Source organism: Nocardia sp. NPDC005366, from assembly GCF_040606855.1.
GTDB lineage: Bacteria > Actinomycetota > Actinomycetes > Mycobacteriales > Mycobacteriaceae > Nocardia.
In genome coordinates, this window is the sequence record NZ_JBEXFQ010000006.1 from 96,279 (window position 1) to 119,695 (window position 23,417).

At 67.0% G+C, this 23,417-nt stretch carries 23 protein-coding genes; 9 read left to right on the forward strand and 14 right to left on the reverse strand.

All coding sequences use genetic code 11. The features are described from left to right. Positions 1–193 precede the first annotated feature (193 nt). From ABZS43_RS09210 to ABZS43_RS09220, 3 genes are read left to right on the forward strand one after another with little or no spacing between them, the layout of a single operon-like run. Positions 194–625, forward strand: coding sequence for an NfeD family protein (locus ABZS43_RS09210; protein WP_355035322.1), 432 nt, complete (start codon positions 194–196; stop codon positions 623–625). After that, positions 625–1,971, forward strand: a complete 1,347-nt coding sequence (locus ABZS43_RS09215) for an SPFH domain-containing protein (protein WP_355035323.1) — start codon at positions 625–627, stop codon at positions 1,969–1,971. Before ABZS43_RS09210 ends, ABZS43_RS09215 begins: the two co-directional genes overlap by 1 nt. A gap of 27 nt (positions 1,972–1,998) precedes the next feature. Further along, on the forward strand, positions 1,999–2,760 hold the full coding sequence (locus tag ABZS43_RS09220) for a serine protease (RefSeq protein WP_355035324.1): 762 nt from the start codon (positions 1,999–2,001) through the stop codon (positions 2,758–2,760). Positions 2,761–2,875: 115 nt separating this feature from the next. On the opposite strand, the gene ABZS43_RS09225 is transcribed toward ABZS43_RS09220, so the two are convergent. The 10 genes from ABZS43_RS09225 to ABZS43_RS09270 all read right to left on the reverse strand — a co-directional run bounded on the left by ABZS43_RS09225 (position 2,876) and on the right by ABZS43_RS09270 (position 12,749). Continuing rightward, a complete protein-coding gene (locus ABZS43_RS09225; protein WP_355035325.1) occupies positions 2,876–3,949 on the reverse strand; it encodes a hypothetical protein in 1,074 nt (357 codons plus the stop codon). Between the two features lie 74 nt (positions 3,950–4,023). Then, a complete protein-coding gene (locus tag ABZS43_RS09230) occupies positions 4,024–4,401 on the reverse strand; it encodes a DUF1330 domain-containing protein (RefSeq protein ID WP_355035326.1) in 378 nt (125 codons plus the stop codon). Positions 4,402–4,454: 53 nt separating this feature from the next. Continuing rightward, entirely contained in the window at positions 4,455–5,501 is a 1,047-nt protein-coding gene (locus ABZS43_RS09235) for a ferrochelatase (RefSeq protein WP_355035327.1), read from the reverse strand. A gap of 7 nt (positions 5,502–5,508) precedes the next feature. Next, positions 5,509–6,345 carry an NADH-dependent enoyl-ACP reductase InhA gene (gene inhA, locus ABZS43_RS09240; protein ID WP_355035328.1) on the reverse strand — a complete coding sequence of 279 codons (837 nt, stop codon included), beginning with the start codon at positions 6,343–6,345 and terminating at the stop codon, positions 5,509–5,511. Between the two features lie 53 nt (positions 6,346–6,398). After that, positions 6,399–7,121, reverse strand: coding sequence for a 3-oxoacyl-ACP reductase FabG1 (gene fabG1 / locus ABZS43_RS09245; protein ID WP_355035329.1), 723 nt, complete (start codon positions 7,119–7,121; stop codon positions 6,399–6,401). Positions 7,122–7,198: 77 nt separating this feature from the next. After that, positions 7,199–8,203 (reverse strand): VWA domain-containing protein, encoded by a 1,005-nt coding sequence (locus tag ABZS43_RS09250; RefSeq protein ID WP_355035330.1) that lies wholly within the window; start codon positions 8,201–8,203, stop codon positions 7,199–7,201. Next, a complete protein-coding gene (locus ABZS43_RS09255) occupies positions 8,200–9,150 on the reverse strand; it encodes a DUF58 domain-containing protein (RefSeq protein WP_355035505.1) in 951 nt (316 codons plus the stop codon). Before ABZS43_RS09255 ends, ABZS43_RS09250 begins: the two co-directional genes overlap by 4 nt. A gap of 32 nt (positions 9,151–9,182) precedes the next feature. Beyond that, a complete protein-coding gene (locus tag ABZS43_RS09260) occupies positions 9,183–10,358 on the reverse strand; it encodes a MoxR family ATPase (RefSeq protein WP_355035331.1) in 1,176 nt (391 codons plus the stop codon). A gap of 125 nt (positions 10,359–10,483) precedes the next feature. Further along, complete coding sequence (locus ABZS43_RS09265; protein ID WP_355035332.1) at positions 10,484–11,899, reverse strand: NlpC/P60 family protein; 1,416 nt, start codon at positions 11,897–11,899, stop codon at positions 10,484–10,486. Between the two features lie 265 nt (positions 11,900–12,164). Further along, complete coding sequence (locus tag ABZS43_RS09270) at positions 12,165–12,749, reverse strand: DUF6676 family protein (RefSeq protein ID WP_355035333.1); 585 nt, start codon at positions 12,747–12,749, stop codon at positions 12,165–12,167. A gap of 380 nt (positions 12,750–13,129) precedes the next feature. Here ABZS43_RS09270 and ABZS43_RS09275 point away from each other — a divergent pair, with 380 nt between their 5' ends. Next, positions 13,130–15,949 (forward strand): aconitate hydratase, encoded by a 2,820-nt coding sequence (locus ABZS43_RS09275; RefSeq protein WP_355035334.1) that lies wholly within the window; start codon positions 13,130–13,132, stop codon positions 15,947–15,949. A 141-nt stretch (positions 15,950–16,090) separates the two neighbouring features. Next, the gene (locus ABZS43_RS09280) at positions 16,091–16,657 is read left to right on the forward strand and encodes a helix-turn-helix domain-containing protein (protein ID WP_355035335.1); all 567 of its coding nucleotides are present in this window, start codon (positions 16,091–16,093) and stop codon (positions 16,655–16,657) included. Between the two features lie 117 nt (positions 16,658–16,774). On the opposite strand, the gene ABZS43_RS09285 is transcribed toward ABZS43_RS09280, so the two are convergent. Beyond that, positions 16,775–17,569: a hypothetical protein gene (locus ABZS43_RS09285; protein ID WP_355035336.1), complete on the reverse strand. Its 795-nt coding sequence runs from the start codon at positions 17,567–17,569 to the stop codon at positions 16,775–16,777. A gap of 86 nt (positions 17,570–17,655) precedes the next feature. After that, entirely contained in the window at positions 17,656–18,201 is a 546-nt protein-coding gene (locus tag ABZS43_RS09290; protein ID WP_355035337.1) for a MarR family transcriptional regulator, read from the reverse strand. Between the two features lie 175 nt (positions 18,202–18,376). Here ABZS43_RS09290 and ABZS43_RS09295 point away from each other — a divergent pair, with 175 nt between their 5' ends. The 4 genes from ABZS43_RS09295 (at position 18,377) to ABZS43_RS09310 (ending at position 21,031) form a co-directional block, all read left to right on the forward strand. Further along, on the forward strand, positions 18,377–18,790 hold the full coding sequence (locus tag ABZS43_RS09295) for a cupin domain-containing protein (protein WP_355035506.1): 414 nt from the start codon (positions 18,377–18,379) through the stop codon (positions 18,788–18,790). A 59-nt stretch (positions 18,791–18,849) separates the two neighbouring features. Then, positions 18,850–19,326, forward strand: coding sequence for an acyl-CoA thioesterase (locus ABZS43_RS09300; RefSeq protein WP_355035338.1), 477 nt, complete (start codon positions 18,850–18,852; stop codon positions 19,324–19,326). Positions 19,327–19,585: 259 nt separating this feature from the next. Continuing rightward, the gene (locus ABZS43_RS09305) at positions 19,586–20,053 is read left to right on the forward strand and encodes a hypothetical protein (RefSeq protein ID WP_355035339.1); all 468 of its coding nucleotides are present in this window, start codon (positions 19,586–19,588) and stop codon (positions 20,051–20,053) included. 12 nt (positions 20,054–20,065) lie between these two features. Beyond that, complete coding sequence (locus ABZS43_RS09310) at positions 20,066–21,031, forward strand: hypothetical protein (protein ID WP_355035340.1); 966 nt, start codon at positions 20,066–20,068, stop codon at positions 21,029–21,031. A gap of 220 nt (positions 21,032–21,251) precedes the next feature. On the opposite strand, the gene ABZS43_RS09315 is transcribed toward ABZS43_RS09310, so the two are convergent. Together ABZS43_RS09315 and ABZS43_RS09320 are read right to left on the reverse strand one after the other, a co-directional pair. Then, the gene (locus ABZS43_RS09315; RefSeq protein ID WP_355035341.1) at positions 21,252–21,485 is read right to left on the reverse strand and encodes a helix-turn-helix domain-containing protein; all 234 of its coding nucleotides are present in this window, start codon (positions 21,483–21,485) and stop codon (positions 21,252–21,254) included. Positions 21,486–21,569: 84 nt separating this feature from the next. Continuing rightward, the gene (locus tag ABZS43_RS09320) at positions 21,570–23,201 is read right to left on the reverse strand and encodes an ABC-F family ATP-binding cassette domain-containing protein (protein ID WP_355035342.1); all 1,632 of its coding nucleotides are present in this window, start codon (positions 23,199–23,201) and stop codon (positions 21,570–21,572) included. Positions 23,202–23,417 lie beyond the last annotated feature (216 nt).

The following is a 23,417-nucleotide window of genomic DNA, read 5'->3' on the forward strand; positions in this document are numbered from 1 at the left end:
TCGGCCATTCCTCGTGTGTGTCGGAAGCGGGGGCGATACGGCTCGCCTCCCTACTCCGTCATCGCGGTCCGCGACGCGGGCGCAACCGAGCCGTCGTGTTTCGCGGATCGCCGGGGGAATTCGTGATCCCGGCGAGATCAGCGGTTACCGCTGTTACGCCCACGATCACGGCGGGCGCACTAGAGTGAAATTCGTGGCCGCAATCATTTGGCTGGTCGCGGGAGTCCTACTCGCGGCGGCGGAGATGCTCACCGGGGACCTCACATTGTTGATGTTGGGCGCCGCGGCACTCGGCACGGCCGGTGTCAGCGCCGCCGCCGATACGTCACTGGTCGCCGACGCGGTGATCTTCGGGGTGATCTCCGCGGTCCTGTTCCTCGGGGTGCGTCCGATGCTGCGCAGGCGTTTCGGGACCCCGCCGCCGATTCCGACGAATGTCGATGCGCTGCCCGGTAAGTCGGCGCTGGTGCTCCAGGAGGTCGCCGCCCATTCGGGCCGGATCAAGCTGGGCGGCGAGGAGTGGACCGCCCGGCCGATGACCTCGGACGAGGTCTACGAGCCGGGTACGACCGTGTATGTCATGAGAATCGACGGCGCGACCGCCGTCGTCTGGAAAGGACCCTAATGGCAGTACTGATCGTGGCCGCCGTCCTCGTCCTCTTGGTCGTGGTGGTGGTCTTCAAGTCGATCGCACTGGTGCCGCAGGCGGAGGCGGCGGTGATCGAACGGCTGGGGAGGTATTCGCGCACCGTGTCCGGGCAGCTGACTTTCCTGGTGCCCTTCGCCGACCGCATCCGCGCCAAGGTGGACCTGCGTGAGCGGGTGGTCTCCTTTCCCCCGCAGCCGGTGATCACTCAGGACAACCTGACATTGCAGATCGACTCGGTGGTGTACTTCCAGGTCACCAGTCCGCAGTCGGCGGTCTACGAGATCAGCAACTATATCGCCGGTGTCGAACAGCTCACCGTGACGACATTGCGCAACGTCGTCGGCGGTATGACCCTGGAAGAGACGCTGACCTCCCGCGATCAGATCAACAGCCAACTGCGCGGCGTCCTCGACGAGGCGACCGGCCGCTGGGGCCTTCGGGTGGCCAGGGTGGAGCTCAAAGCCATCGATCCGCCGCCGTCGATCCAGGAATCGATGGAGAAGCAGATGAAGGCCGACCGCGAGAAGCGCGCCATGATCCTCACCGCCGAAGGTCAGCGCGAATCGCAGATCAAAACCGCCGAGGGCGCCAAACAGGCGCAGATCCTGTCCGCCGAAGGCGGGAAACAGTCATCGATTCTGGCCGCGGAAGGTGAACGACAGAGCCGCATCCTGCGCGCCCAGGGCGAACGCGCCGCCTCGTACCTGCAGGCCCAGGGCCAGGCCAAGGCCATCGAAAAGGTGTTCGCCGCGATCAAATCCGGTAAGCCGACCCCGGAACTGCTGGCCTATCAATACATGCAGACGCTGCCGATGGTCGCCCGCGGCGACGCGAACAAAGTGTGGCTGGTGCCAAGCGATTTCGGTAAGGCGCTGGAAGGTTTCGCCAAGAGTTTCGCGACGCAGGGCGAGGACGGAGTATTCCGGTACGAACCGCCGACGGATGAGCCTGCCGAGGCCAAGGTCGAGGACGATTCCGATGTCGCCGACTGGTTCGACACCGCGCCCGATCCGACCATCGAACGCGCGGTGCGCGCCGCCGAAGCGACGGCCCGCACCTCGGTCGAGGGACTCGGCGTCACGCCGGGACACAATCTCGTACCCTCGCCACACCAGCAGGTGATCCCGCCGCAGGGGCAATCCCAGCAGCCACAACAACTCCAGAAGCAGCAGCCGCAGGAACCACAGCAGCCGCAGCAATTCCAGCAGCCGCAGCAACCACAACATACCCAGGAACCGCACGACCCCGCCGACCCGCCGCAGCAGCGTCCCGACGACCCCTACGGTCGGCCGTGGCAACCGCCGGAGACCTACCGCCAGTAGTCCGCGCCGGTTACCAGGAGACGGGACATGACACGCGTTCGCCGTGCCGCCGTGCTCGCCGCCGCCGCTGTGCTCGCCGCTGTCGCTGGGCTCTCCGCACTACCGGGTCCGGCCGGGGCGATCGTCGGCGGCGGTGAGGTCGAGGTGGCGAGCTATCCGTGGCTGGCCGCGGTCGGCAGCCCGCTGTTCCTCACGCGTCCGTCCGGACAGTTCTGCGGCGGTGCGCTGATCGCAGCCGATCAGGTGCTCACCGCCGCGCACTGCGTGGATATCGCACGACTCGTACCGCGGGCGCTGTCGGTGACGTTCGGCCGCTCCGATCTGCACGCTGCCGACGGTGTCACGGTGGGCGTCACCGATATTCGCGTCCATCCCGGATTCCACGAGACCTCGTTCGGCGGCACCACCGTCTACCACGACGATCTCGCGCTACTGACGCTGGCGACGCCACGGCCGGAGCCCTTCGCGCGGGTCGGCGCGGGCGGCGCGTCGACGGGAACGATTCTCGGCTGGGGCGCAACCTCGGAAGGCGATTCATCGAATATCCGGCTGCTGTCCGCGACCGTCCCGATCGTCGCCGACAGCGAGTGCGCGGCGGCATACGGTTCCGCGTTCGACGCACGCGACATGTTGTGCGCGGGCTCGGCCTCGGCGGATACCGGCGAATTCGACAGCGGTGGACCACTTCTCATCGGCGGATACCTGGCCGGGATCACCTCGTGGGGTAACGGTGTCGCACGGCCGGGTTTCCCCGGCGTCTACTCCCGACTGCCCTGCGCGGCCTTCTAGTACCGGCAGGTCGACGCTATCGGAGGCACTCGCCGCGGCCCTCGGTCACGCACCGGCGGCAGGCGAGGACCGCGGTGACGAGAACCGCGATCACGAGAACAGCGATCACCCCGAATCATCGGTTGGCCCCGAACATCTCGGCGGCGATCGCCGCGAACTGATCGGCGACCGCGCAGGAACCGGCGAACACGCGCACGACCACCTGGCTGCGCGCGGTCCCGGTCCCGGACTGTGCGCTGGAGGCAACGGATTTGATGACCGGGCCCGCGGTCATGCTGATGAAACAGGAACCTGTTTGCGGGGATTCCTCGCGCAGCGCCGATCGCCCGGCGACAGCCACCGCCTGCCTGCCCTCCCCCGGATCGAGCACACCGTCCGCCGCCTGCAGCAGGAAGTCGACGGTCACCGTGGAGCCGTAGCGACCCGCCGAGGAGCCGTCCACCCGGAAGCTACAGGTGTAGGGCCGGGTTTGGGCATCGAAGCGGGAAATCGTGTACCCGGCGGGAACTCCGGACATCAGCTCGCACGGGCTGCGGTCGGCCAGAGTCATCTCGACGGCGGATTCGTCGCGACGGGGGATCCGGTTGTCTCGCAGCGCCGAGACCATTGCCGCGGCGGCCTCGGTGGCGGCCTGGCAGTCGAGTGCCGAGGTGTCGAACCCGGTGCCCTCCACGCGCGCCCACTGCACCGTGCCGACCTCGCCATCGTGTCGGCTCGTCGCGGCGGCCACCGATCCGGGCAACCGCAGCGGGACCTTGAACGCGCAACCGGCGTCGCCGGTGCCGGCTCGGTCGACCACCACCGTTTCGCCCGCGACCTGCCTGGTTTCGGTTTCGTCCGGTCCGGGTTGGTCAGCGGTCAGCGCGATCGTGGCCCGGCCCGCCGAACGGGTTCGCCCTTTCGGCGTCAACCCGACCGTGCAGTCGTCGAGCCCCCGATCCGGTCCCGAGGAAGTGACCTCGCCGTATGCCGCGAACTCGTCGCTGTCGAAGAAGCCGCACGGATCGATCTGCCGCACCTGATCGGCGACCTGCAATTTGTGCAGGTCGACGGCGGGAACCCGAACCCCGAACGTCGCCACCGCGGCCGACGGCGCGGCAGGCTCGGACATGTCCTGTTCCGCCGAGCAGCCCAGCAGGGTCGTCAACGCCAGGGACACCGCCAACAGCCCACGATGTCTTGCACGCATGCACTCCCCCTCGCCAACAGGACTGCGCCGGAGGGTACCAAACCGCGCACGCTATCCCGCGGCCCGCTCCTGTATCAGCTGTCGGCGAATCCCGGCCAGGGAACCGTAGCCTGCAATACCGCCGCACTGAGGGCCCGCGTCCGCAACGGCGTGATCTCCAGATAGCCGGGATCGGCGACCATGCGCGAGAACGCGTCCCGGCTCGGGTACCACACGATGAGAACGGCGTCCCAGTCCTGACCGGCCTCCGCGACCAGCGCGGTGGATCCTTGGCCCGCGTAGAGGACCCGTCCCCCGTACTGCCGCAGGAACGTCGCCGCCCGGCGAGAGTACTCGTGATAGGCGGCCTCACCGTCCGGCGCGAAACGCAGCAGATTGACCATGACGACCGGACCGCCGGGAGCCTCGGAAAGGAATCGGCTCAGATCCTCGCCTCGGGGGTCGACAGCCATCTGTTCATCCTCCTGTTCGCGCGCTCGCGGCGCCACCCCGCGAGCGATGCGGACTACCGTGTCGGCCTGCGCACCGCGCAGCAGCCGACCGCGCACGGTATCCCGTCCGCGGTACAGCCGTAGCCGGGTACCGTTCCGATTCGGCGCGCCTGCCCGCCGTCCAGATGCTCGCGAATCAGCTCGACCACGAGGCGGGCGAAACGTGGATCGGTACCGGGCGTCGCCGCTCGGGCGAAGGCCATGCCCAGTTCGGCGGCGCGCCCCTTCGCCTCGTTGTCCAGATCCCAGATCACCTCGAGGTGGTCGGAGACGAAACCGACGGGGCACACGACGACGGCGTCGACGCCCTTGGCGGACAGAGTCTCCACGTGGTCGACGATGTCGGGATCGAGCCACGGCACCTGCGGCGGGCCGGAACGCGACTGCCACACCAGATCGTATTCGCCGAATCCGGTTGCCGCCGCACATAATCGGGCGGCCTCGGCCACCTGGCGACTGTAGAGCCTGCCGCCGTCGGCGGGCGGGCCCGCCGCGATATCCGCCGACACCGGAATCGAATGCGCCGTGAAGACCAGTCGCGCGCGGTCGCGCTGTTCGGCGGGAATCTCCCGTAAGGCGGCACGGATCGCGTCGGCGAAGGCGTCGATCAACAGCGGGTGGTCGAAATATTGGCGCAGCTTCACCAATTCCGGTGCACCGGCGCCGAAAGCCGCACGCGCCCTGGCGATATCCTCGTGATACTGCAGGCAGCCGGAGTAACCGCCCCACGCGGAAGTCGGGAAGACCAGCGCGGACCCGACACCGTCGGCGGCCATCCGCGCGACGGTGTCCTCCACCATGGGGTGCCAATTCCGATTGCCGAAGTACACCGGCAATCGCAGGCCGGTCCCGGCCAGTTCACCCTCGACCGCGGCGATGATGTCGCGGTTGAGCCCGTTGATCGGCGACACCCCGCCGAAATGCAGGTAGTGCTGCGCGACTTCGTCCAGCCGTTCGCGCGGCACACCCCGCCCCCGAGTGACGTTCTCCAGGAACGGCATCACGTCCTCGGGGCGTTCCGGGCCGCCGAAGGACAGGACAAGCAGGGCCTGATAGGTCATCAGCAGGTCATCGGGCCGTCGACATATCCTCCGGCAGCCACGTGTTGTGGCTGGCTCCGCCGTCGACGTAGATGATCGAACCGGTGGTGCCTGGCAGCCAGTCCGAGAGGAGCGCGCAGATGGATTTGGCGACGACGGTCGGGTCGTCGACATCCCAGCCGATCGGCGACGCGCCGTCCCAGTAGGTGTTGAGCTGGTTCATCTTGGCCGCGTCATCGGTAGCGGTGCCGGCGATGGCCTTGGCGGCCAGCGTCTTGATCGGGCCCGCCGCGATCAGGTTGGAACGAATCCGCTTCGCCGCGCCGACCTCGCGGGCGACGTAACGGTTGACCGACTCCAGCGCGGCCTTGGCCACGCCCATCCAGTTGTAGTACGGCATCGAGGTGCGCGGATCGAAATCCATGCCGACGATGGAACCGCCCTCGTTCATCACGGGCAGCACGGCGCGGGCCAGCGAGGCGTAGCTCCACGCCGAGATCTCGAACGCCTTCGCCGCGTCGGGGCCGGGGCCCTCGAGGAACGGCTTCGCGTCGGGGCCCATCAGGGTGCGCGGAGCGAACGCGATGGAGTGCAGCACGCCGTCGATCCCCTCGGGCGCGACGGCGCGCACACGCTCGGCGAGGGTGCTCAGGTGCTCCTCGTTGGTGGCGTCGAGTTCGATGGCAGGCGGTACCTCCTTCGGCAGCCGTTGCGCGATCCGGTCGATCAACCGGAGCCGGTCGAAACCGGTGATGATGACGCGCGCGCCCTGTTCCTGCGCCACCGCCGCGGCGTGGAACGCGATCGAGGCATCGGTGATGATGCCGGTGATCAGGATGGTCTTGCCCTCGAGCAGTCCGCCCATGAGTGTGTGGTTCTCCTGTGTCAGGTGTGTCGGGTCGGGAAAGGCATGAAGCCTCAGTGGCCCATGCCCATGCCGCCGTCGACCGGGATGACCGCGCCACTGATGTATCCGGCGTCGTCGGAGGCCAGGAAGCTGATCGCCGCGGCGACCTCTTCGGGCTGGCCCATGCGCTGGGCCGGAATACCGTACTTCAGGACCAGATCCCGCATTTCCTCGGTGACGTCGCTGCGCGTCATGTCGGTATCGATGAATCCGGGCGCGACGACGTTGGCGGTGATGTTGCGTGAGCCGATCTCCATGGTGATCGCACGCGCCATGCCGACCAGTCCCGCCTTGGAGGCCGCGTAGTTGACCTGCCCGGGTCCGCCCTTGAGTCCCACCACCGAGCCGAGGAAGATGATGCGGCCGAATTTCGCGCGCAGCATCGCCCGGTTGGCGCGCTTGGCGCACCGGAACGCGCCGGTCAGGTTGGCGTCGATGACGCGGGTGAACTGCTCCTCGCTCATCCGCATGAGCAGGGTGTTGTCGGTGATGCCAGCGTTCGCGACCAGTACCTCGACCGGGCCCTGCTTCTGCTCGATCTCGGTGAATGCCTGGTCGACCGATTCGTTGTCGGTCACATCGCATTTCACGCCGAGCATGCCCGCGGGCGCTCCTGACCCGCGATGCGTGACGGCCACCTTGTGACCATCGGCCAGCAGGCGCTCGGCGACCGCGAGTCCGATACCGCGATTACCGCCGGTAACCAGGACCGACCGGGATGTGATGTTGGACATAAGCACAACCTATCTGTTCGGGTTCGCATGACGACGCGCGGGCACCACACCTTGTGTGATGCCACGAACGCACCGGTCTACGGCAGGCGTTGACGATAAAGCAAACCGGTGACGACTCCGGCGGCGACGAGCAGCATGCCGAGCAGCAGCCACGGTCTGCTCGCGTCGCCCCTGGTCGTCTCGTAGCCGATCTGCTCTTCCAGGGTGTCGTAGACCGCGGTGAGTTCCTCGAGACTGGACGCGGTGTAGAACTCGCCACCGGACAGTTTCGCGATCTCGCGCAGCGAATCGTTGTCGACGGGCACCTTGACCCGCTGGGCGCCCTGACCGTCTTGGTCGGGAATCTCGACCGACCCCCATTCGGTGCCGAAGGAGATCGTGGAGACCGGGATGTTCTTCTGCTTGGCCAAGCGCGCCGCCGTGAACCCGTGTCTCGGATTCTCGGTGTCCTTGTCGTCGGGCACGGTCTGTTTACCGTCCGACATCAGCACGACGCGAGCCGGGGGCGGGGTCTCCGCACCGCCGAGCACGCTGGCCAGGGTGTCGATGGCGTTCAGCGCGGTGAGAATGCCTTCGCCGGTCGCGGTGCGTTCGGCGAGTTTGATGTTGTCGATCGCGGCCTTGACCGCCTCGCGGTTCGTCGTCGGCGACACCATCACCGACGCGGTGCCCGCGAAGGTGACGAATCCGAGGTTGATACCCGGGGTCAATCCGTCGACGAATTCCTTACCGGCTTTCTGGGCTACCTTCAGCCGGCTCGGCGGCACGTCGGTCGCCTCCATGGACAGCGAGACGTCCATCACGAGAACGACTGTCGCGCGATTTCGCGGCACCTTCTGCACCGCCGTCGGGCCAGCCGCCGCGATGGTGAGGAACACCAGGCCCACCAGCATCAGCGTGACCGGCACGTGCCGCACCAGACTCGGCCGCGACGGGGCGACCTTCTCCAGCAGTTCCATATTGCTGAACCGCAGCATGTGCTTGTGCCTGCTGCGCTGCACCAGCACGTAGCCGAGCGCGATGAGGCCGACCACGATGAGGAAGGCAAGCCAGATCAGCGCGGTGAAATGCGAAATACTCACTGGCGCGGGGCCTGTCCGCTCGGGGCGCCGAAGCTGTGACGCCGGGTGGAGACGAACCGGACCACATCGGTGATCCAGTCCCGATCGGTCCGCAATGTCAGCACCGGCGCACCACAGCTGCGCAGCGCCTGCTCGACCTGTTGCCGATGCCGTTGCGCGGCGGCGGCGAAATCCGCGCGCAGTGTCGGCGTCACGCTGAATTCGCGGGTGCGTCCGGTCTCCGGATCGTGCAGCACCACATCACCCATATCCGGCAGTTCCAGATCACGCGGGTCGAGCACCTCGACGGCGAGCAGATCGTGGCGCGCCGAAATCGCGCGCAGTGACCGCTGCCAGTCGATGTCGCCGAGGAAATCGCTGATGATCACCGCGAGACCACGTTTACGCTGCGGTCGGCGCAGCGATTCGATCCCGCCGCGCAGATCGCCGCGCACGCCGTCGCGGGCGTGCGGGGTGGTGGCGATACCGCGCAGCAGCGATTGCGCGTGCACCCGGCCGCTGCGGGCGGGAATGCGGACCAACTGCTCGCCCGTGGCGACAACGGCGCCGATCCTGTTACCGCCGCCGCTTGTCAGATGGGTGATGGCCGCCGCGGCGGCGATCGCGAGATCACGTTTCTGACAGGCGGCGGTACCGAAATCGAGGCTGGCCGACAGGTCGACGACCATCCAGGTCTCCAGCTCACGGTCGGCGATCATCTGCCGCACGTGCGGGTGGGTGGTACGCGCGGTGACCGACCAATCCATCTGCCGCACATCGTCACCCGGCTGATAGGCGCGCGCCTCCCCCGGCTCCGAGCCGGGTCCGGGAATCAGGCCGAGGTGGTCGCCGTGCAGGACGCCGTCGAGGCGGCGGCGCACGGTCAGCTCCAGCGTTTTCAGCGCGGCGGTGAGCCGAGGATCGGTCAGCTCACCCGCTCGGAACGAGGGCGGTGCGTGCGGGGACATCGGCGCTCGGGCAGCGGGATCCGGTGCGGCCGTCACTTGGGCTGGCTGTTGCCGGCGACCGGTGCCATCTGGCCGACGGCCGGCTGCGGCACCGCCTGCGGCGGGGTGGGCGGCTGCGGGATCTGCGACTGCGGCGCGGCGGGCGCGGCGGCGGAATTCGGGGCGACCGCTTGCGGGGCGACCTGAGGCAGGCCGACGGTCTGGAGCACCCGTTTGATGACGTCCTCGGGGGACACCTCGTCGGCGAGCGCGTCGTAGGACAGCACCAGACGATGACGAAGCACGTCCGGGATCACCTCGACCACATCCTGCGGCACCACATAATCGCGTCCTCGGATCAGCGCGACGGCGCGGGCCGCGGCGATCACGCCGAGGCTGGCGCGCGGCGAAGCGCCGTAGGAGATCCAGTTCGCGACATCGGGCATACCGAAGTCGAGCGGTTTACGGGTCGCCACGATCACCCGGACCACGTAGTCCACCAGCGCGTGATGCACGAAGGTATTGGCGGCGACCTTCTGCAGTCGGATCAGTTCGGCCGGGTCCAGAATCGCCTTGGCCTCCGGCGGGGTGACACCCATCCGGTAGATGATCTCGCGCTCTTCCTCGACCGAGGGATAGTCGACGATGACCTTGAACAGGAACCGGTCGCGCTGCGCCTCGGGCAGCGGATACACGCCCTCGCTCTCGATCGGGTTCTGGGTCGCCATGACCAGGAACGGATCGGGCATCGGGTAGGTCTTGCCGCCGATCGACACGTGCCGTTCGGCCATCACCTCGAGCAGCGCCGACTGCACTTTGGCGGGCGCGCGGTTGATCTCGTCGGCCAGGACGAAGTTCGCGACCACCGGGCCGAGTTCGGTATCGAACTGCTCGCGGCCCTGACGGTAGATGCGGGTACCGATGAGGTCGGTCGGCACCAGGTCCGGGGTGAACTGGACGCGGGAGAACGAACCGCCCACCACCTTCGCGAACGTCTCGACCGCAAGGGTTTTGGCGATACCGGGCACACCCTCGAGCAGGACGTGGCCGCGTGCGAGCACCCCGACCAACAGCCGCTCGACCAGACGATCCTGGCCGACGATAACCCGCTTGACCTCGTAGATCGCCTTTTCCAGGGTCTGGACGTCTCGCTCCAGCGTGGACGCGGGCTCCGGCGCATCCTTCGCCAGGTTCGCCCCGCTCACACCATCCGTCGAAGTCACCAACATCCCCGCTTTCGCCTTGGTCTCGTGCGTGCTGCCCCAACTATTCCAGGTAATTGCCGCACATGCCGCAACCGGCTCCGGTAACGGGGGAATTCACGGTCGATTCGCAGGGTCGGGACGGGGATTCCTCAGGTGGCGATCCGCACCGCGAAGGGCATGATTCCGCCCTCGCGCACCGGGGAAACCTTCACCACGTCGCCGGATTCCGGCGCCTCGACCATGGTGCCGTTGCCCAGGTAGAGCGCCACGTGCTGGCTGCCGTTCGGCCCCCAGAACAGCATGTCGCCGCGTGCCCTGTCGTCGACGGGAACCCGGGTGCCCGCGTTGTACTGGTAGCCGCTGTAGTGCGGAAGCGAGACGCCGATTCCGGCGAAGGCGTAGAGCATGAGTCCGGAGCAGTCGAAACCGACCTTGTTGAAATCGCCGTAGCTGTCGGCCACTCCGCCGTCCCTGATGCCGAGCGTGGGGCCGTCCTCGTCACCGCCGCCCCAGGCGTAGACGACGCCGAGTTGCGACATCGCCCGGTCGACGACCGTCTCGACCGCCGCCGAACCATGCAGCGACGGCGTGGACGGGCGCGGGGTCGCTCGTCGCGGCGGCGTCGAACTCTCCAGGTCGGTGTGCGGGCGCCTGCCCGCGGCGAGTTCGGCGGCGCGGTCGCGGGCGGCCTGGTTCGCGGCGGCACGGGCGGCGGCGTCTCGCGCGGCGGCCAGGATCGCGGCTTCCTCGGCTCGGCGCTGCTGATCCCACGCCTGAAACGCCTCGCGTTGGTTCTGCAGGCCGTCGACGTTCGTGCGCGCGGCGTCCAGCCTGCTCTGAGCTGCCGCGCGCTGGCGTAATAGACCGTCGCGTTGCGCGGTCTGCGCTTGTAACGCCGCCGTCGCCGCCGCGACCGCGTTCTCGGCCTCGACCTTCTTCTGCTCGGCCGCGGCCTCGGCCGCGTCCGCCGCCGCCTTCGCCTGGCGGGCGTCGGAATTCCTGTTGCCCTGCTCGATCTGGGCGCGGCGCAGACCGTCCATCGCCTGCTGCTGATTCCTCGTGACCAGCCCGAGGATCTGCGAACGATCGATGGCGCCCGCCGGGCTGGTGGCGGACAGGTAGGTGACCATCGAACTGGAGGTCGGCCTGGTGTACGCCTGGGTGGCGAACTCGTCGAAAGCCTGCCTGGCCTGAGTGACCCGCGCGCCCGCGTCGTCGAGTTCGCGCGCGGTCGCGTCGACCCGGTCGGCGGCGGCGTCCACGGCGTCGCGGGCGTTCTGCAGGTCGACCAGCATCTTGTTGACCTGTTCCCGTCCCGACGACACCGCGTCGTCGAGTTGCCGCAACTGCTCGTCGACGACCGCGACCTGATTGATCAGCGCGCCGACTTCGCCGACTCGGGCGGCAACCTGTGCGCCCGCGTCGGCGATTTCACTGTCACTGGGATTGGCAGGCGCGGGGGGAACACCTGTCGCGGGGCTCGACGTGACGAGAACCGCCGTCGCAACCAGCAACCCGAGAGCGATCGAAAACGAGCGTTGTTTGCCGTTGCCGAAACTACGCATGGCACCTCCAAGGACCCGAATTCGGCGTAGCCACACGAGCCCCTGTCGCCCCATCTACCCCAGGGGTCGACTAATGGCCCTTGTCAACACATGTTCCCCATCGGCGATCAATCGAACCGTACGACACAAACATCACGAAAAGAACTCCAGTTACGGAATCACAGGCGAGTAATTTATGCATAGCTCAGAATTAGCCATGTGCGCCATAGGAAAGTCCCGGTCAAAACAAACCGACCGCTATAAAAAGAAATGCCGGGGATACCGCTCAGCGGTCGGCGTCTCGGGAACGCCCCGCAACCACCGCGGGGGCGGAATCGGCGGATGCGATCTCCGCACGTGCGCGCCGCGCCTTCACCCAGTACAGCCCGCCCGTGGCGAGTACGGTGAGCGCGAGCAGCACGATGGTGATCGCGGTCCACGAGATCGAATCCGGTTCCTCGAGTCGCCCGACGAAGGTCCGCGCCGCGTCGACCGAATTGCCCTGCGTGCCCTTGGACGCGTCCTCGGCCCATTCCAGGGTGACCCGGCTGATCGAATCGCTGTAGGTGCCGACCCAGTCGTCACTGAGCACGACGACGGTGCCGTGTTCCTGCTTGCCGACCTCGGTGGCCAGGTCCCGTAGATTGGAGTCGTGGCCGGGATTGCCGGGAATCACCACGATGCTCAGCGGGATCCCGTGGGATCGCGCCTCGGCGACGACTGCCTCGAGCCCCGACTGCCCCTTACCCGTCGGCGTCGCGACGTGGTTGTCCGCCACATCGACCAGAATCGCGTCCAGGCCGTCACCGGTGATGCTGGGCGGCAACTCCGCGGCCATGGGAGTGAAAACCGATGTGTGCGAGGGGGCCATCTTCCATCCGGTCTGTCGAGCCGCATCGGCGTGCGAGGCGACGGGCATCCAACACTGCAGGGTGAGCACCGCTCCCGTCCGACGCGAGCGGAGTGCGGCCGCCCCGGGAGCGCATCGCCGGATTCGGATCCGGCCACGCTGGCTCGCAAGCACAGTACGCGACGACGCCGACCGGCAGCCGGGCATGTCGCTCTGAGCGGCCCCCGTGCGTTTCATAGGACAAGCGTACTGTTAGAGTTACCGCGCGAGGAACCGGCGCTCGACGGCGCCGGAGCCCCTCCAAGGACGCCCGACAGGGACTGCGTGCAGGTCGCTGTCGAACAACCAGTCATCGGCGCAGCCCCGCCGGTGGCCGACCCTCACAGACGAGTGGAGCTGACGTGACGACGAGTACCGATACTTTCGGCGCCAAGGGCACCCTCGAGGTCGGAAGCAACTCCTACGAGATCTTCCGTCTCTCGGCCGTGCCCGGCACCGAAAAACTCCCCTATGCGCTGAAAATTCTTGCGGAGAACCTTCTCCGTACCGAGGACGGCGCGAATATCACCGCCGACCACATTCGCGCGATCGCGAGCTGGGATCCGAACGCCCAGCCCGACACCGAGATCCAGTTCACCCCGGCCCGCGTGATCATGCAGGACTTCACCGGCGTGCCCTGCATCGTCGACCTGGCAACCATGCGCGAGGCCGTCGCCACCCTCGGCGGCGACCCGGACAAGGTCAACCCGCTGGCTCCCGCCGAGATGGTCATCGACCACTCCGTCATCATCGACGTCTTCGGCCGCGCGGACGCCTTCGAGCGCAACGTCGACATCGAATACGGTCGCAACGGCGAGCGCTACCAGTTCCTGCGTTGGGGCCAAACGGCTTTCGACGATTTCAAGGTCGTCCCGCCGAGCACCGGCATCGTGCACCAGGTCAATATCGAACATCTGGCGCGCGTCGTCATGGTGCGGAACGGGCAGGCCTACCCCGACACCTGTGTCGGCACCGACTCGCACACCACCATGGTCAACGGCCTCGGCGTACTGGGCTGGGGCGTCGGCGGTATCGAGGCGGAGGCGGCCATGCTCGGCCAGCCGGTCTCGATGCTGATCCCGCGCGTGGTCGGCTTCAAGCTGACCGGTGAGATCAACCCCGGCGTCACCGCCACCGACGTGGTGCTGACGGTCACCGAGATGCTGCGCAAGCACGGCGTCGTCGGCAAATTCGTCGAGTTCTACGGCAAGGGCGTCTGCGAGGTGCCCCTGGCCAACCGCGCCACCCTGGGCAATATGAGCCCCGAATTCGGTTCCACCGCCGCGATCTTCCCGATCGACGAGGTCACCGTCGAATACCTGAAGCTCACCGGCCGCAGTGACGAGCAGGTCGCTCTCGTCGAGGCGTACGCCAAGGAGCAGGGCCTGTGGCACGACGCCGACAAGGAGCCCACCTACTCGGAGTACCTGGAGCTGGACCTGAGCACCGTGGTGCCGTCCATCGCCGGACCGAAGCGTCCGCAGGACCGAATCCTGTTGTCGGAGTCCAAGACCGCGTTCCGCAAGGATATCCACAACTACACCAGCGACACCGTCTCCGGCCCCGCCGCGGCGACCCCGCACACCCAGTTGGACGAGGCCGTCGAGGAATCCTTCCCGGCCAGCGATCCGGCCGTGCTGTCCTTCGCCGACGACGGCGCCGTCTCGCTGGCGTCCGCGGCCAACGGCTCGCAGGGCCGCCCGTCCAAGCCGGTCAAGGTCTCCACCGAGGAGTACGGCGACTTCGTGCTCGATCACGGCGCCGTTGTGGTCGCCTCGATCACCTCCTGCACCAACACCTCCAACCCGTCGGTCATGATCGGCGCGGCCCTGCTCGCCCGCAACGCGGTGGAGAAGGGCCTGACCCGCAAGCCGTGGGTGAAGACCTCGATGGCGCCGGGCTCGCAGGTCGTCGACGGCTACTACCAGAAGGCCGGCCTGTGGCCGTACCTGGACAAGCTGGGCTTCAACCTGGTCGCGTTCGGTTGCGCCACCTGCATCGGCAACACCGGTCCGCTGCCGGAGGAGATCTCCCAGGCGGTCAACGACAACGACCTGACCGTCACCGCGGTCCTCTCGGGTAACCGCAACTTCGAGGGGCGCATCTCCCCCGACGTGAAGATGAACTACCTGGCCTCCCCGCCGCTGGTCATCGCCTACGCGCTCGCGGGCACCATGGACTTCGACTTCGAGCACGACGCCCTCGGCAAGGACACCGAAGGCAACGACGTGTTCCTGAAGGACATCTGGCCCGCGCCGCAGGAGATCCAGGACACCATCGACCGGGTCATCTCCCGCGACATGTTCCTCGAGGATTACAAGGACGTCTTCAAGGGCGACGAGCGCTGGCGTTCGCTGCCCACCCCGGAGGGCAAGACCTTCGACTGGGCGCCGGAATCGACCTACGTCCGCAAGCCCCCGTACTTCGACGGGATGCCGCAGACCCCGAACCCGGTCACCGACATCACGGGCGCCCGTGTTCTCGCGCTGCTGGGCGATTCGGTCACCACCGACCACATCTCCCCCGCGGGCAATATCAAGCCCGGCACCCCCGCCGCGCAGTACCTGGAGAGCAACGGCGTCGAGCGCAAGGATTACAACTCCTACGGCTCGCGTCGCGGTAACCACGAGGTGATGATCCGCGGCACCTTCGCCAACATCCGGCTGCGTAACCAGCTGCTCGACGACGTCTCGGGCGGCTACACCCGCGACTTCACCCAGGACGGCGGCCCGCAGGCCTTCATCTACGACGCCTCGCAGAACTACCAGGCCGCGGGTATCCCGCTGGTCGTGCTCGGCGGCAAGGAGTACGGCTCGGGTTCCTCGCGCGACTGGGCCGCCAAGGGCACCAGCCTGCTGGGCGTGAAGGCCGTCATCACCGAATCCTTCGAGCGCATCCACCGCTCGAACCTCATCGGCATGGGCGTGATCCCGCTGCAGTTCCCGGCGGGCGAGTCGGCCGGATCGCTGAAGCTGGACGGCACCGAGACCTTCGATATCGAGGGCATCACCCAGCTGAACGAGGGCGTCACGCCGAAGACCCTGAAGGTCACGGCCACCAAGGAGAACGGTGACAAGATCACCTTCGACGCCGTGGTCCGCATCGACACCCCCGGTGAGGCCGACTACTACCGCAACGGCGGCATCCTGCAGTTCGTGCTGCGCAACATGATTCGCGGTTAGTTCGCTCCCCGCTCACGCGGGGACGATCAGTGATTCGCTGATCGACTGCACGGTCGTTGTACTGCACGGTCGTCGTTCGGAGGGTCCGCGCACCGCGTCTCGCGGTGCGCGGACCTTCTCACATTGCCTCGAGGAGTCCGCATGCCCAAGGTCAGTGAAGATCACCTCGCCGCCCGGCGCAGCCAGATTCTCGACGGTGCGCGGGCCTGCTTCGCCGAATTCGGTTACGAGGGTGCCACCGTGCGCCGTCTCGAAGAAGCGATCGGCCTGTCCCGCGGCGCGATCTTCCACCATTTCCGCGACAAGGACGCCCTCTTCCTCGCCCTGGCCCAAGAGGATGCCGAACGGATGGCCGATGTCGCGGCCAATCAGGGCATCGTGCAGGTCATGCGCGATATGCTCACCCATCCCGAGCAATTCAACTGGCTCGGAACACGGTTGGAGATCGCGCGGCGGCTGCGCACCGATCCCGAATTCCGTGCGGGATGGACCCAGCGTTCCGCGGAGCTCACCGCGGCCACCCTGGCCCGACTGGAACGCCGCAAGGCAGCGGGCGCACTGCGCGACGATGTCCCCACCGACGTGCTGCTCGGCTATCTCGACCTCGTCCTCGACGGCCTGATCGCCCGAATCGCATCCGGTCATACGAACGAAAACCTGTCCGCGGTATTGGATCTCGTGGAAGCCTCGGTCCGCCGCAGGGAATGACCACGCGTCAGGACGCCTATGGCCGCGGAGTAGACCAGCAGGTAGATCACCCACTCAGCAGGTGCGGAGGTCGCGGGTTCGATTCCCGCCTCCACGGCCCCCGGCCTGCCGCGTCGTTCAGAAATTCGCGTTGATGTACTCGGCGGCGTGCGTGGTCCACAGGACGCCGGTGCCCGGCATATTGTGGCCGGAATAGAGCACGTGCTCACCGTCGGGCCACGGGGTCAGGTAGCCGATGACGCCCTGCACTGCCAGGGCGTAGCGGTTCAGGTTCGACACCGGATCGTTCATGAGGAAGCGGAGCAGTTCGGCGAAGATCAGCGGCGTCAGATTGCCGATGCGCGCGCCCTCGATGAAGGAGAACGGTGAGATGCCGGCGTCGACTAAACGTAGCGGCGAGTCGGCCCGCACGGAGGTGATGATGTCGCCCGGGTTGGCGTATTCGCGCACAGCGACATTCGGGGGCCAGGGGCCACGCTGGCCGTGCAGACCGAAAGTCTGTGGCGGGCACAGATTTCCGACGGACTGGCCTGCTCTGCGGAGCGGATTGGCGATATTCACCGCGAAGGCGATCTCCAGGGGCGAGCCGTCGGTATTGGTGTACGCGCCGGAGCGCACACCCTCCAGGATCTTCGACGCGCAGATGCCGCCGAGCGAATAGCTCAGCAGCCCACAGATATTCGGCGAATCCTGAATCGCCCGCACCCCCGCGGCCACGCCTTCGCGCACCGAGGTTTCCAGCGACGGGCCCCACAGATCGGGGGAAGGCCCCACCGAGGCGGGCCAGTCCGGCTCGAAGACCGTGAACCGGTTCCGATCGAGTAGCGCGGTGACGTCGCCCAGCATGCCCACCGGCGTTCCGTCCGCGGTGCGAGGTTCCCCGGTTCCCCGCAGTGTGATGATGTCGATCATCGAGATCCTCCCTGACTCCTGCGCCGCCAGCGGCGGCGTGGAACATCAGGGTGAGGCTCGCGCGCGTGCGGAACCCGCGTAGCGAACTACTCGATTTCCGCCGCTCGGGCGGGTAAACCGGGCTCCATACTCTCCAGCAGTACCCGCACGATCCGGTCGAGTTCGCGGCGGTCCGCGGCATCGAGGACAGCCAGCATCCTCGTCTCGTTCTCGATGTGGTCGGTCACGACCGTGTCGACGAGTTCGCGCCCCGCGGCGGTGAGGGCGACTCGGATCGCGCGCCGATCGGCGGCATCGGCGCTCCGACGCACCAGGCCCGCGGATTCGAGCCGGTCCAGCCTGCCGGTCATCCCCGCCCGCGACAGCATCAGCGTATCGGCGAGGACCGAGGGGTTCAGCTCGAACGGCTGACCCGAACGCCGCAGGGCCGCAAGCACATCGAATTCGCCTCGGTTCAGGCCGTGCGCGGTGAAGACCGCCTCGATCTCCCCCTGGGCGACCATCATCAGCCTGCCGAGCCGCCCGAGGATCGCCATCGCCTCCAGATCCAGATCGGGCCGTTCCCGACGCCACTGCGCGGTGATGCGGTCGACCGGATCGGAGTTCCTCGGACCCGATTTCTTGGCAGCCATGGACAGCATTCTATTCGCCGGGATATAGTTCGGTACCGAATTATATTTCAGCGAACAATCAAGTACCGAACCATAGGAGTGAGCCATGAGCACCGCTGCCGAGCACCGCGACCTCGCCATCCGGCATCCGCGGCAGTCCGAGATCGTCGGCACCGAGCAGGCACGGATCCGCCTGTTGATCGACGCGAACGAAACGGGCGGTTCCGTCAGCACCGTCGAGGTCACCCTGGCGCAGGGTGCGGACGGTGCGGCGCCGCACTACCACACGTTGTCCGACGAGCTGTTCTACATCGCGGACGGCGAACTGCAACTGCTGGCAGGCGATCGAATCGTCACCGTCGCGGCGGGCGGTTCCGTCGTCGTGCCGAAACTGATGCCTCACGCTTTCGGCGCGACGCCCGACAGCGGCGCCCGCATCCTGATCGCACTGATGCCAGGCGTGGAACGTTTCGACTACTTCCGACTGCTCGACCGCATCGCCAAGGGCGAGGCGACCCTCGCCGATCTGGCCGCCACCCAGGACGAATTCGACAATCACTTCGTCGACGCGCCTGCCTGGTGGGCCGAGCGCTCGGCGCAGCGGGGCTGAATTCACCGCGCCGAGCCGCGCATACTCCTATGCGCGCGCATCCGACGGGGAATCCGGTTGTGACGAAGGCATCGCGCGATTCGGGAACATCCGGCGACCCCGCCGGGGTTGCCTCGGCCATGACCTTCTCTGTCTCGGTAATGGTGCGCGGATACGAACTCGACACCCAGGGCCACCTGAATCAGGCCGTATACCTGCAATACGGGGAGCACGCCCGATGGGCGCTGCTGCGCGCGGCCGGGGTCGCGCAGGAGAAGTTGATCGCCGATGGCATCAGCCCCGTGACACTCGAGACGACCATCAAGTACAAGCGTGAACTTCGCGGCGGCGATGAGGTCACGATCGACTGCGCATTCGAATGGGCTGGCGGCAAGACCTTCCGGATCCGCCAGGAGATCCGCAAGATCGACGGCACCGTCGCCGCCGAGATCGCGGCGATCGGCGGACTGCTCGATCTCACCGCTCGTAAACTCGTGGCCGAGCCGGGTGCGCGCCTGCGCGCCATCGCCGAGCGTCCCGACCTGATCGGACTCTGATCCGGCCAGGGCCCGACGCCGCCGCCACCCTCCTGCTACACGGAACGACAAATCCCGCAACAAAATAGCTGCACGTTTGCGATAAGGCGGTTCCGCACCCGCCGAAAATCTTCCGGTGCAAGCCCATCCGACACCCGCGAACTGGTTTGCCACCGGGGTTTAAATCTTCCGAACCGGGTCGATCGAGCCTCGCCGCGCGTTATGATCCTGTTCACGCTCGGGGGTCCTGGCTAATCGCGAGCAGATCGGAGTTCACATCATGACCGACGCAATCCACCTCCCGGGCGGCGCGTCGGCCGCGCCGACGGGTGACCGCGTTCCCGCCTTGCACGGCCTACTCGTCGCCGAGTCGGAACGCGAAATCTCCGTCCGTGTCGCCGAGGGAACGTGGACCTTCCGTCGCGACGATGTGCTCCGGCTGCTCGATTCCACGGCACAGGAGGGGGGCGCGGCGGACGAGAGGCCGGTCATGGTGGACATCCGGCCGGGCGCGACCGCCGATTTCACCCGCAGGCTGCGCATCGATCTGATCGACCGGCCGCTGACCATCGCCTCGCGGCCGTCCCCCGCGCTGGGAGACGAACTGCTGCAACAGCTCACGAATTCCTGGGCGGAACGGATGCGGCTCGCCGACCTGCCCTCCGGTAGCGGCGCGAGCTACACCTATTGCCAAACGAAATCGTTCGAGAGCAGCGACGACGGCATCAACTGCGACAGCCTCGACTGAGCGGTCCCGCGCATGGTGGCAGGCGGCCCGCGGGGTTCGGTACTCATCGTCTCCGAATCCGATGATCTACACGGCACCGCGATGGCGGCGACGTTGCGAGAACATCACGGGCTCAGCCCGATTCAACTCGATCTGCGTGACTTCCCACGCGAATTCGGCAGCTTCCGGCTCGACCGCCTCGGCACCACGCGATCGATGTCGCACGTCATCGGGCTCGACGACGTCCGATCCGTCTGGTGGCGCAGACCGCATCCGTCCGCGGTGCCCACGGGCGTCCGGGCCTCCGACGACGCCTACCGCCAGGCCGAATGCGACGGATTCAGCCAAGGCATGCTGTGGTCGATTCCCGCGGCGTGGATCAACGATCCGGGCGCCGACCGCACGGCGAGCCGCAAGATCGTGCAACTGGAGACAGCGCTGCGGGCCGGATTCGCCGTGCCGGAGACACTGATCACCAATGATCCCGACGAGGCCCGCGGCTTCGCCGAATCCCGGCCCGGTCCAGTGGTTTACAAACGCATCGGCACCGGGCGCGCCGAATTCGCCGAGACCAGGCTCATCGGCCCCGCCGACTTCGACAGGCTCGCGAGTATCCGCACCTGCCCGACCACTTTCCAGGATTACATCGACGCCGCCTGTGACCTGCGCGTGGTGTGGGTGGACGGCGTCGAGTGGACGGTGCGGATCGATTCGCAGGCAGGTGTCGGGCGAGTCGACTCCCGCCTGGACACCTCCGTCGAATTCGCGCGCGAGCAGTTGCCCGCGTCGGTGAGCAAATCCCTCGCCACTCTGATGGGTGCGCTCGGGCTGAGTTTCGGCGTGCTCGACCTTCGACTCGGCCTCGACGGCGAGTACTACTTCCTCGAGGTCAACCCGCAGGGCCAGTTCGCCTATCTGGAAATAAAGACCGGACTGCCCCTGTTCCGGAGCCTGAGCAATCTGCTCGTGCACGGCGACGGCGCCGTTCCCGGCTACTGAGCACAGCTCTGGGCGAGCGGATCATCCGCGCGGAGACGCCGCACGGGCTGCCACGGCAACGGGTGGATCCGATCACCGACGCGCGCGCATCGCGGTACCCGCGAGGCCGGATTCCGTTGCTTCCGTGACCGATCGGCGTCCACGGACAGACCGGCGCGCGGCAGGTGTCATCGCGGTGTCGGCGAAAAATACAACGCCGCACCGGATTCGAGGGGTGCGGCTATTGGCTCTTTCGGCGATTGGCACCACCGCGACTGCGGAGTTGCACATGCGACTCCACCAGTACGTTGTGGATGAAACCGTACGAGCGTCCCGTAGCGCGCGCCAGCGAGCGGATGCTTGCACCCGCCTCGTATTGCTTCTTCAACTGATTCTGTAGACGGTCACGTGATTTCCCCGTGACGCGGGTGCCCTTACCCAAAAGGGACTTACTTTGTGTGGGCCTGTCGCTCATGGCTTCCTCCGAGTCGCCGAGCCAGCGCGTCACTCCAGGCTAAGCACTCGGCGGGCCCTGATCAACGGGTGCTTGTGATGAGAATCACGCGAGCTGAATCAATTCCAGGTATTCGGCGGACCAGTGATCTTCGGTGCCATCGGGCAGTAGAATGACCCGCTCCGGCGACAACGCCTCCGCCGCGCCCGGATCGTGGGTCACCAACACCACCGCACCCGCGTAGGTGCGCAACGCGTCGAGCACCTGTTCGCGCGAGATCGGATCGAGGTTATTGGTCGGCTCGTCGAGCAACAGCACATTCGCCGCCGAGGAGACCAGACCGGCCAACGCCAAACGCGTTTTCTCACCGCCGGACAGGGTGCCCGCGGGTTGTTCCAGCTGCGGACCGGAGAACATGAACGCGCCGAGCAGACCGCGCAACTCCTGCTCCCCCGCGTCCGGCGCGGCATGGCGGATGTTCTCCCACACCGTCGCGGTGTCGTCGAGGGTGTCGTGCTCTTGCGCGAAGTAGCCGACCTTCAAGCCGTGCCCGGCCACCAGACCGCCCGCCGTCGGTGTCTCCACCCCGGCGAGCAGCCGCAGCAGCGTCGTTTTACCCGCGCCGTTGAGACCGAGGATGACCACCCGGCTGCCCCGGTCGATCGCCAGATTCACGCCGGTGAAGATTTCCAGCGAACCGTACAGCTTGGTCAGATTCTCGGCCATCAGCGGAGTCTTGCCGCAGGGCGCGGGTTCGGGGAACTTGATCCTGGCCACCCTGTCGGCCACGCGGACATCATCGAGTTCGGCAAGCAGCCGGTCGGCGCGTTTGGCCATATTCTGTGCCGCAGTGGCTTTCGTCGCCTTCGCGCCGAGTTTCGCGGCCTGGGCCTTGAGCGCGCTCGCCTTCTTCTCCGCGTTGGCGCGTTCCCGGACCCGGCGCTGTTCGTCGGTGGCACGGGCGTCCAGATACTTCTTCCAGCCCATGTTGTAGATGTCGGCCTCGCTGCGGACGGCATCGAGGAACCACACCTTGTTGACGACCGCCTCCAGCAGTTCCACATCGTGGCTGATGACGATGAGGCCGCCGTCGTGGCTCTGCAGGAAACCACGCAGCCAGGTGATGGAGTCGGCGTCGAGGTGGTTGGTCGGCTCGTCCAGCAGCAGGATGCGATCGGAGCGGCCACCGCTGCCGTCGGATGCCGAGAAGAGAATGCGCGCCAATTCGATTCGGCGACGCTGACCGCCCGAGAGGGTGCGCAACGCCTGACCGAGTACCCGGTCGGGCAAGCCGAGGCTGTGGCAGATCCTGGCCGCTTCGCTCTCGGCGACGTATCCGCCGAGCGCGGAGAAACGCTCCTCTAGCCTGCCGTACTTGCGGATCGCCTTCTCACGCTCGTCCTCGTCGGCCACCTCGGCCATGAGCGCCTGCTGCTTCTCCATATCCCTGATGAGGGCGTCGAGTCCACGGGCCGACAGCACCCGGTCGCGGGCAAGCACATTCAGGTCGCCCTCACGCGGATCCTGCGGCAGGTATCCGATTTCGGTGGAGCGCAGGATTTTTCCCGCGTATGGTTCAGCCTCGCCCGCGAGAATCCGCAACGTCGTCGTCTTGCCCGCGCCGTTGCGTCCGACCAGGCCGATCCGGTCGCCCGCCTGAACCCGCAGTGCCGACCCTGGGGCCGACAACAGGGTGCGGACTCCGGCCCGGACCTCCAGGTCGGTCGCGGTGATCACAGACGGGCTCCTCACGAATAGGCGGTGCTGGGCGGTTTCTGCTCGATTGTGCGAAGCGATATGCACAAGAACCACCGATTTTACCCGCCGCGGAACCCACACCATGCACCCCGCGATGCCCATGTGACCGCAATAACTCTCCGTCGGCCGGTCTCGGGGCCGCCGAGAGCCGCGGAAACCGGAGAATTGCCGGCCCGCACCGTCGTCCTGACGCGG

Bases quoted from the DNA above. Each gene is read 5' to 3' on its own strand.
- ABZS43_RS09285 (WP_355035336.1), bottom strand. From the start codon at position 17,569: ATGATCGACATCATCACACTGCGGGGAACCGGGGAACCTCGCACCGCG.
- ABZS43_RS09310 (WP_355035340.1), top strand. From the start codon at position 20,066: ATGGTGGCAGGCGGCCCGCGGGGTTCGGTACTCATCGTCTCCGAATCC.
- ABZS43_RS09235 (WP_355035327.1), bottom strand. From the start codon at position 5,501: ATGACCTATCAGGCCCTGCTTGTCCTGTCCTTCGGCGGCCCGGAACGC.
- ABZS43_RS09260 (WP_355035331.1), bottom strand. From the start codon at position 10,358: ATGTTGGTGACTTCGACGGATGGTGTGAGCGGGGCGAACCTGGCGAAG.
- ABZS43_RS09230 (WP_355035326.1), bottom strand. From the start codon at position 4,401: ATGGCTGTCGACCCCCGAGGCGAGGATCTGAGCCGATTCCTTTCCGAG.
- ABZS43_RS09290 (WP_355035337.1), bottom strand. From the start codon at position 18,201: ATGGCTGCCAAGAAATCGGGTCCGAGGAACTCCGATCCGGTCGACCGC.
- ABZS43_RS09270 (WP_355035333.1), bottom strand. From the start codon at position 12,749: ATGGCCCCCTCGCACACATCGGTTTTCACTCCCATGGCCGCGGAGTTG.
- ABZS43_RS09255 (WP_355035505.1), bottom strand. From the start codon at position 9,150: ATGTCCCCGCACGCACCGCCCTCGTTCCGAGCGGGTGAGCTGACCGAT.
- ABZS43_RS09265 (WP_355035332.1), bottom strand. From the start codon at position 11,899: ATGCGTAGTTTCGGCAACGGCAAACAACGCTCGTTTTCGATCGCTCTC.
- ABZS43_RS09220 (WP_355035324.1), top strand. From the start codon at position 1,999: ATGACACGCGTTCGCCGTGCCGCCGTGCTCGCCGCCGCCGCTGTGCTC.
- fabG1 (WP_355035329.1), bottom strand. From the start codon at position 7,121: ATGTCCAACATCACATCCCGGTCGGTCCTGGTTACCGGCGGTAATCGC.
- inhA (WP_355035328.1), bottom strand. From the start codon at position 6,345: ATGGGCGGACTGCTCGAGGGCAAGACCATCCTGATCACCGGCATCATC.
- ABZS43_RS09315 (WP_355035341.1), bottom strand. From the start codon at position 21,485: ATGAGCGACAGGCCCACACAAAGTAAGTCCCTTTTGGGTAAGGGCACC.
- ABZS43_RS09280 (WP_355035335.1), top strand. From the start codon at position 16,091: ATGCCCAAGGTCAGTGAAGATCACCTCGCCGCCCGGCGCAGCCAGATT.
- ABZS43_RS09225 (WP_355035325.1), bottom strand. From the start codon at position 3,949: ATGCGTGCAAGACATCGTGGGCTGTTGGCGGTGTCCCTGGCGTTGACG.
- ABZS43_RS09305 (WP_355035339.1), top strand. From the start codon at position 19,586: ATGACCGACGCAATCCACCTCCCGGGCGGCGCGTCGGCCGCGCCGACG.
- ABZS43_RS09215 (WP_355035323.1), top strand. From the start codon at position 625: ATGGCAGTACTGATCGTGGCCGCCGTCCTCGTCCTCTTGGTCGTGGTG.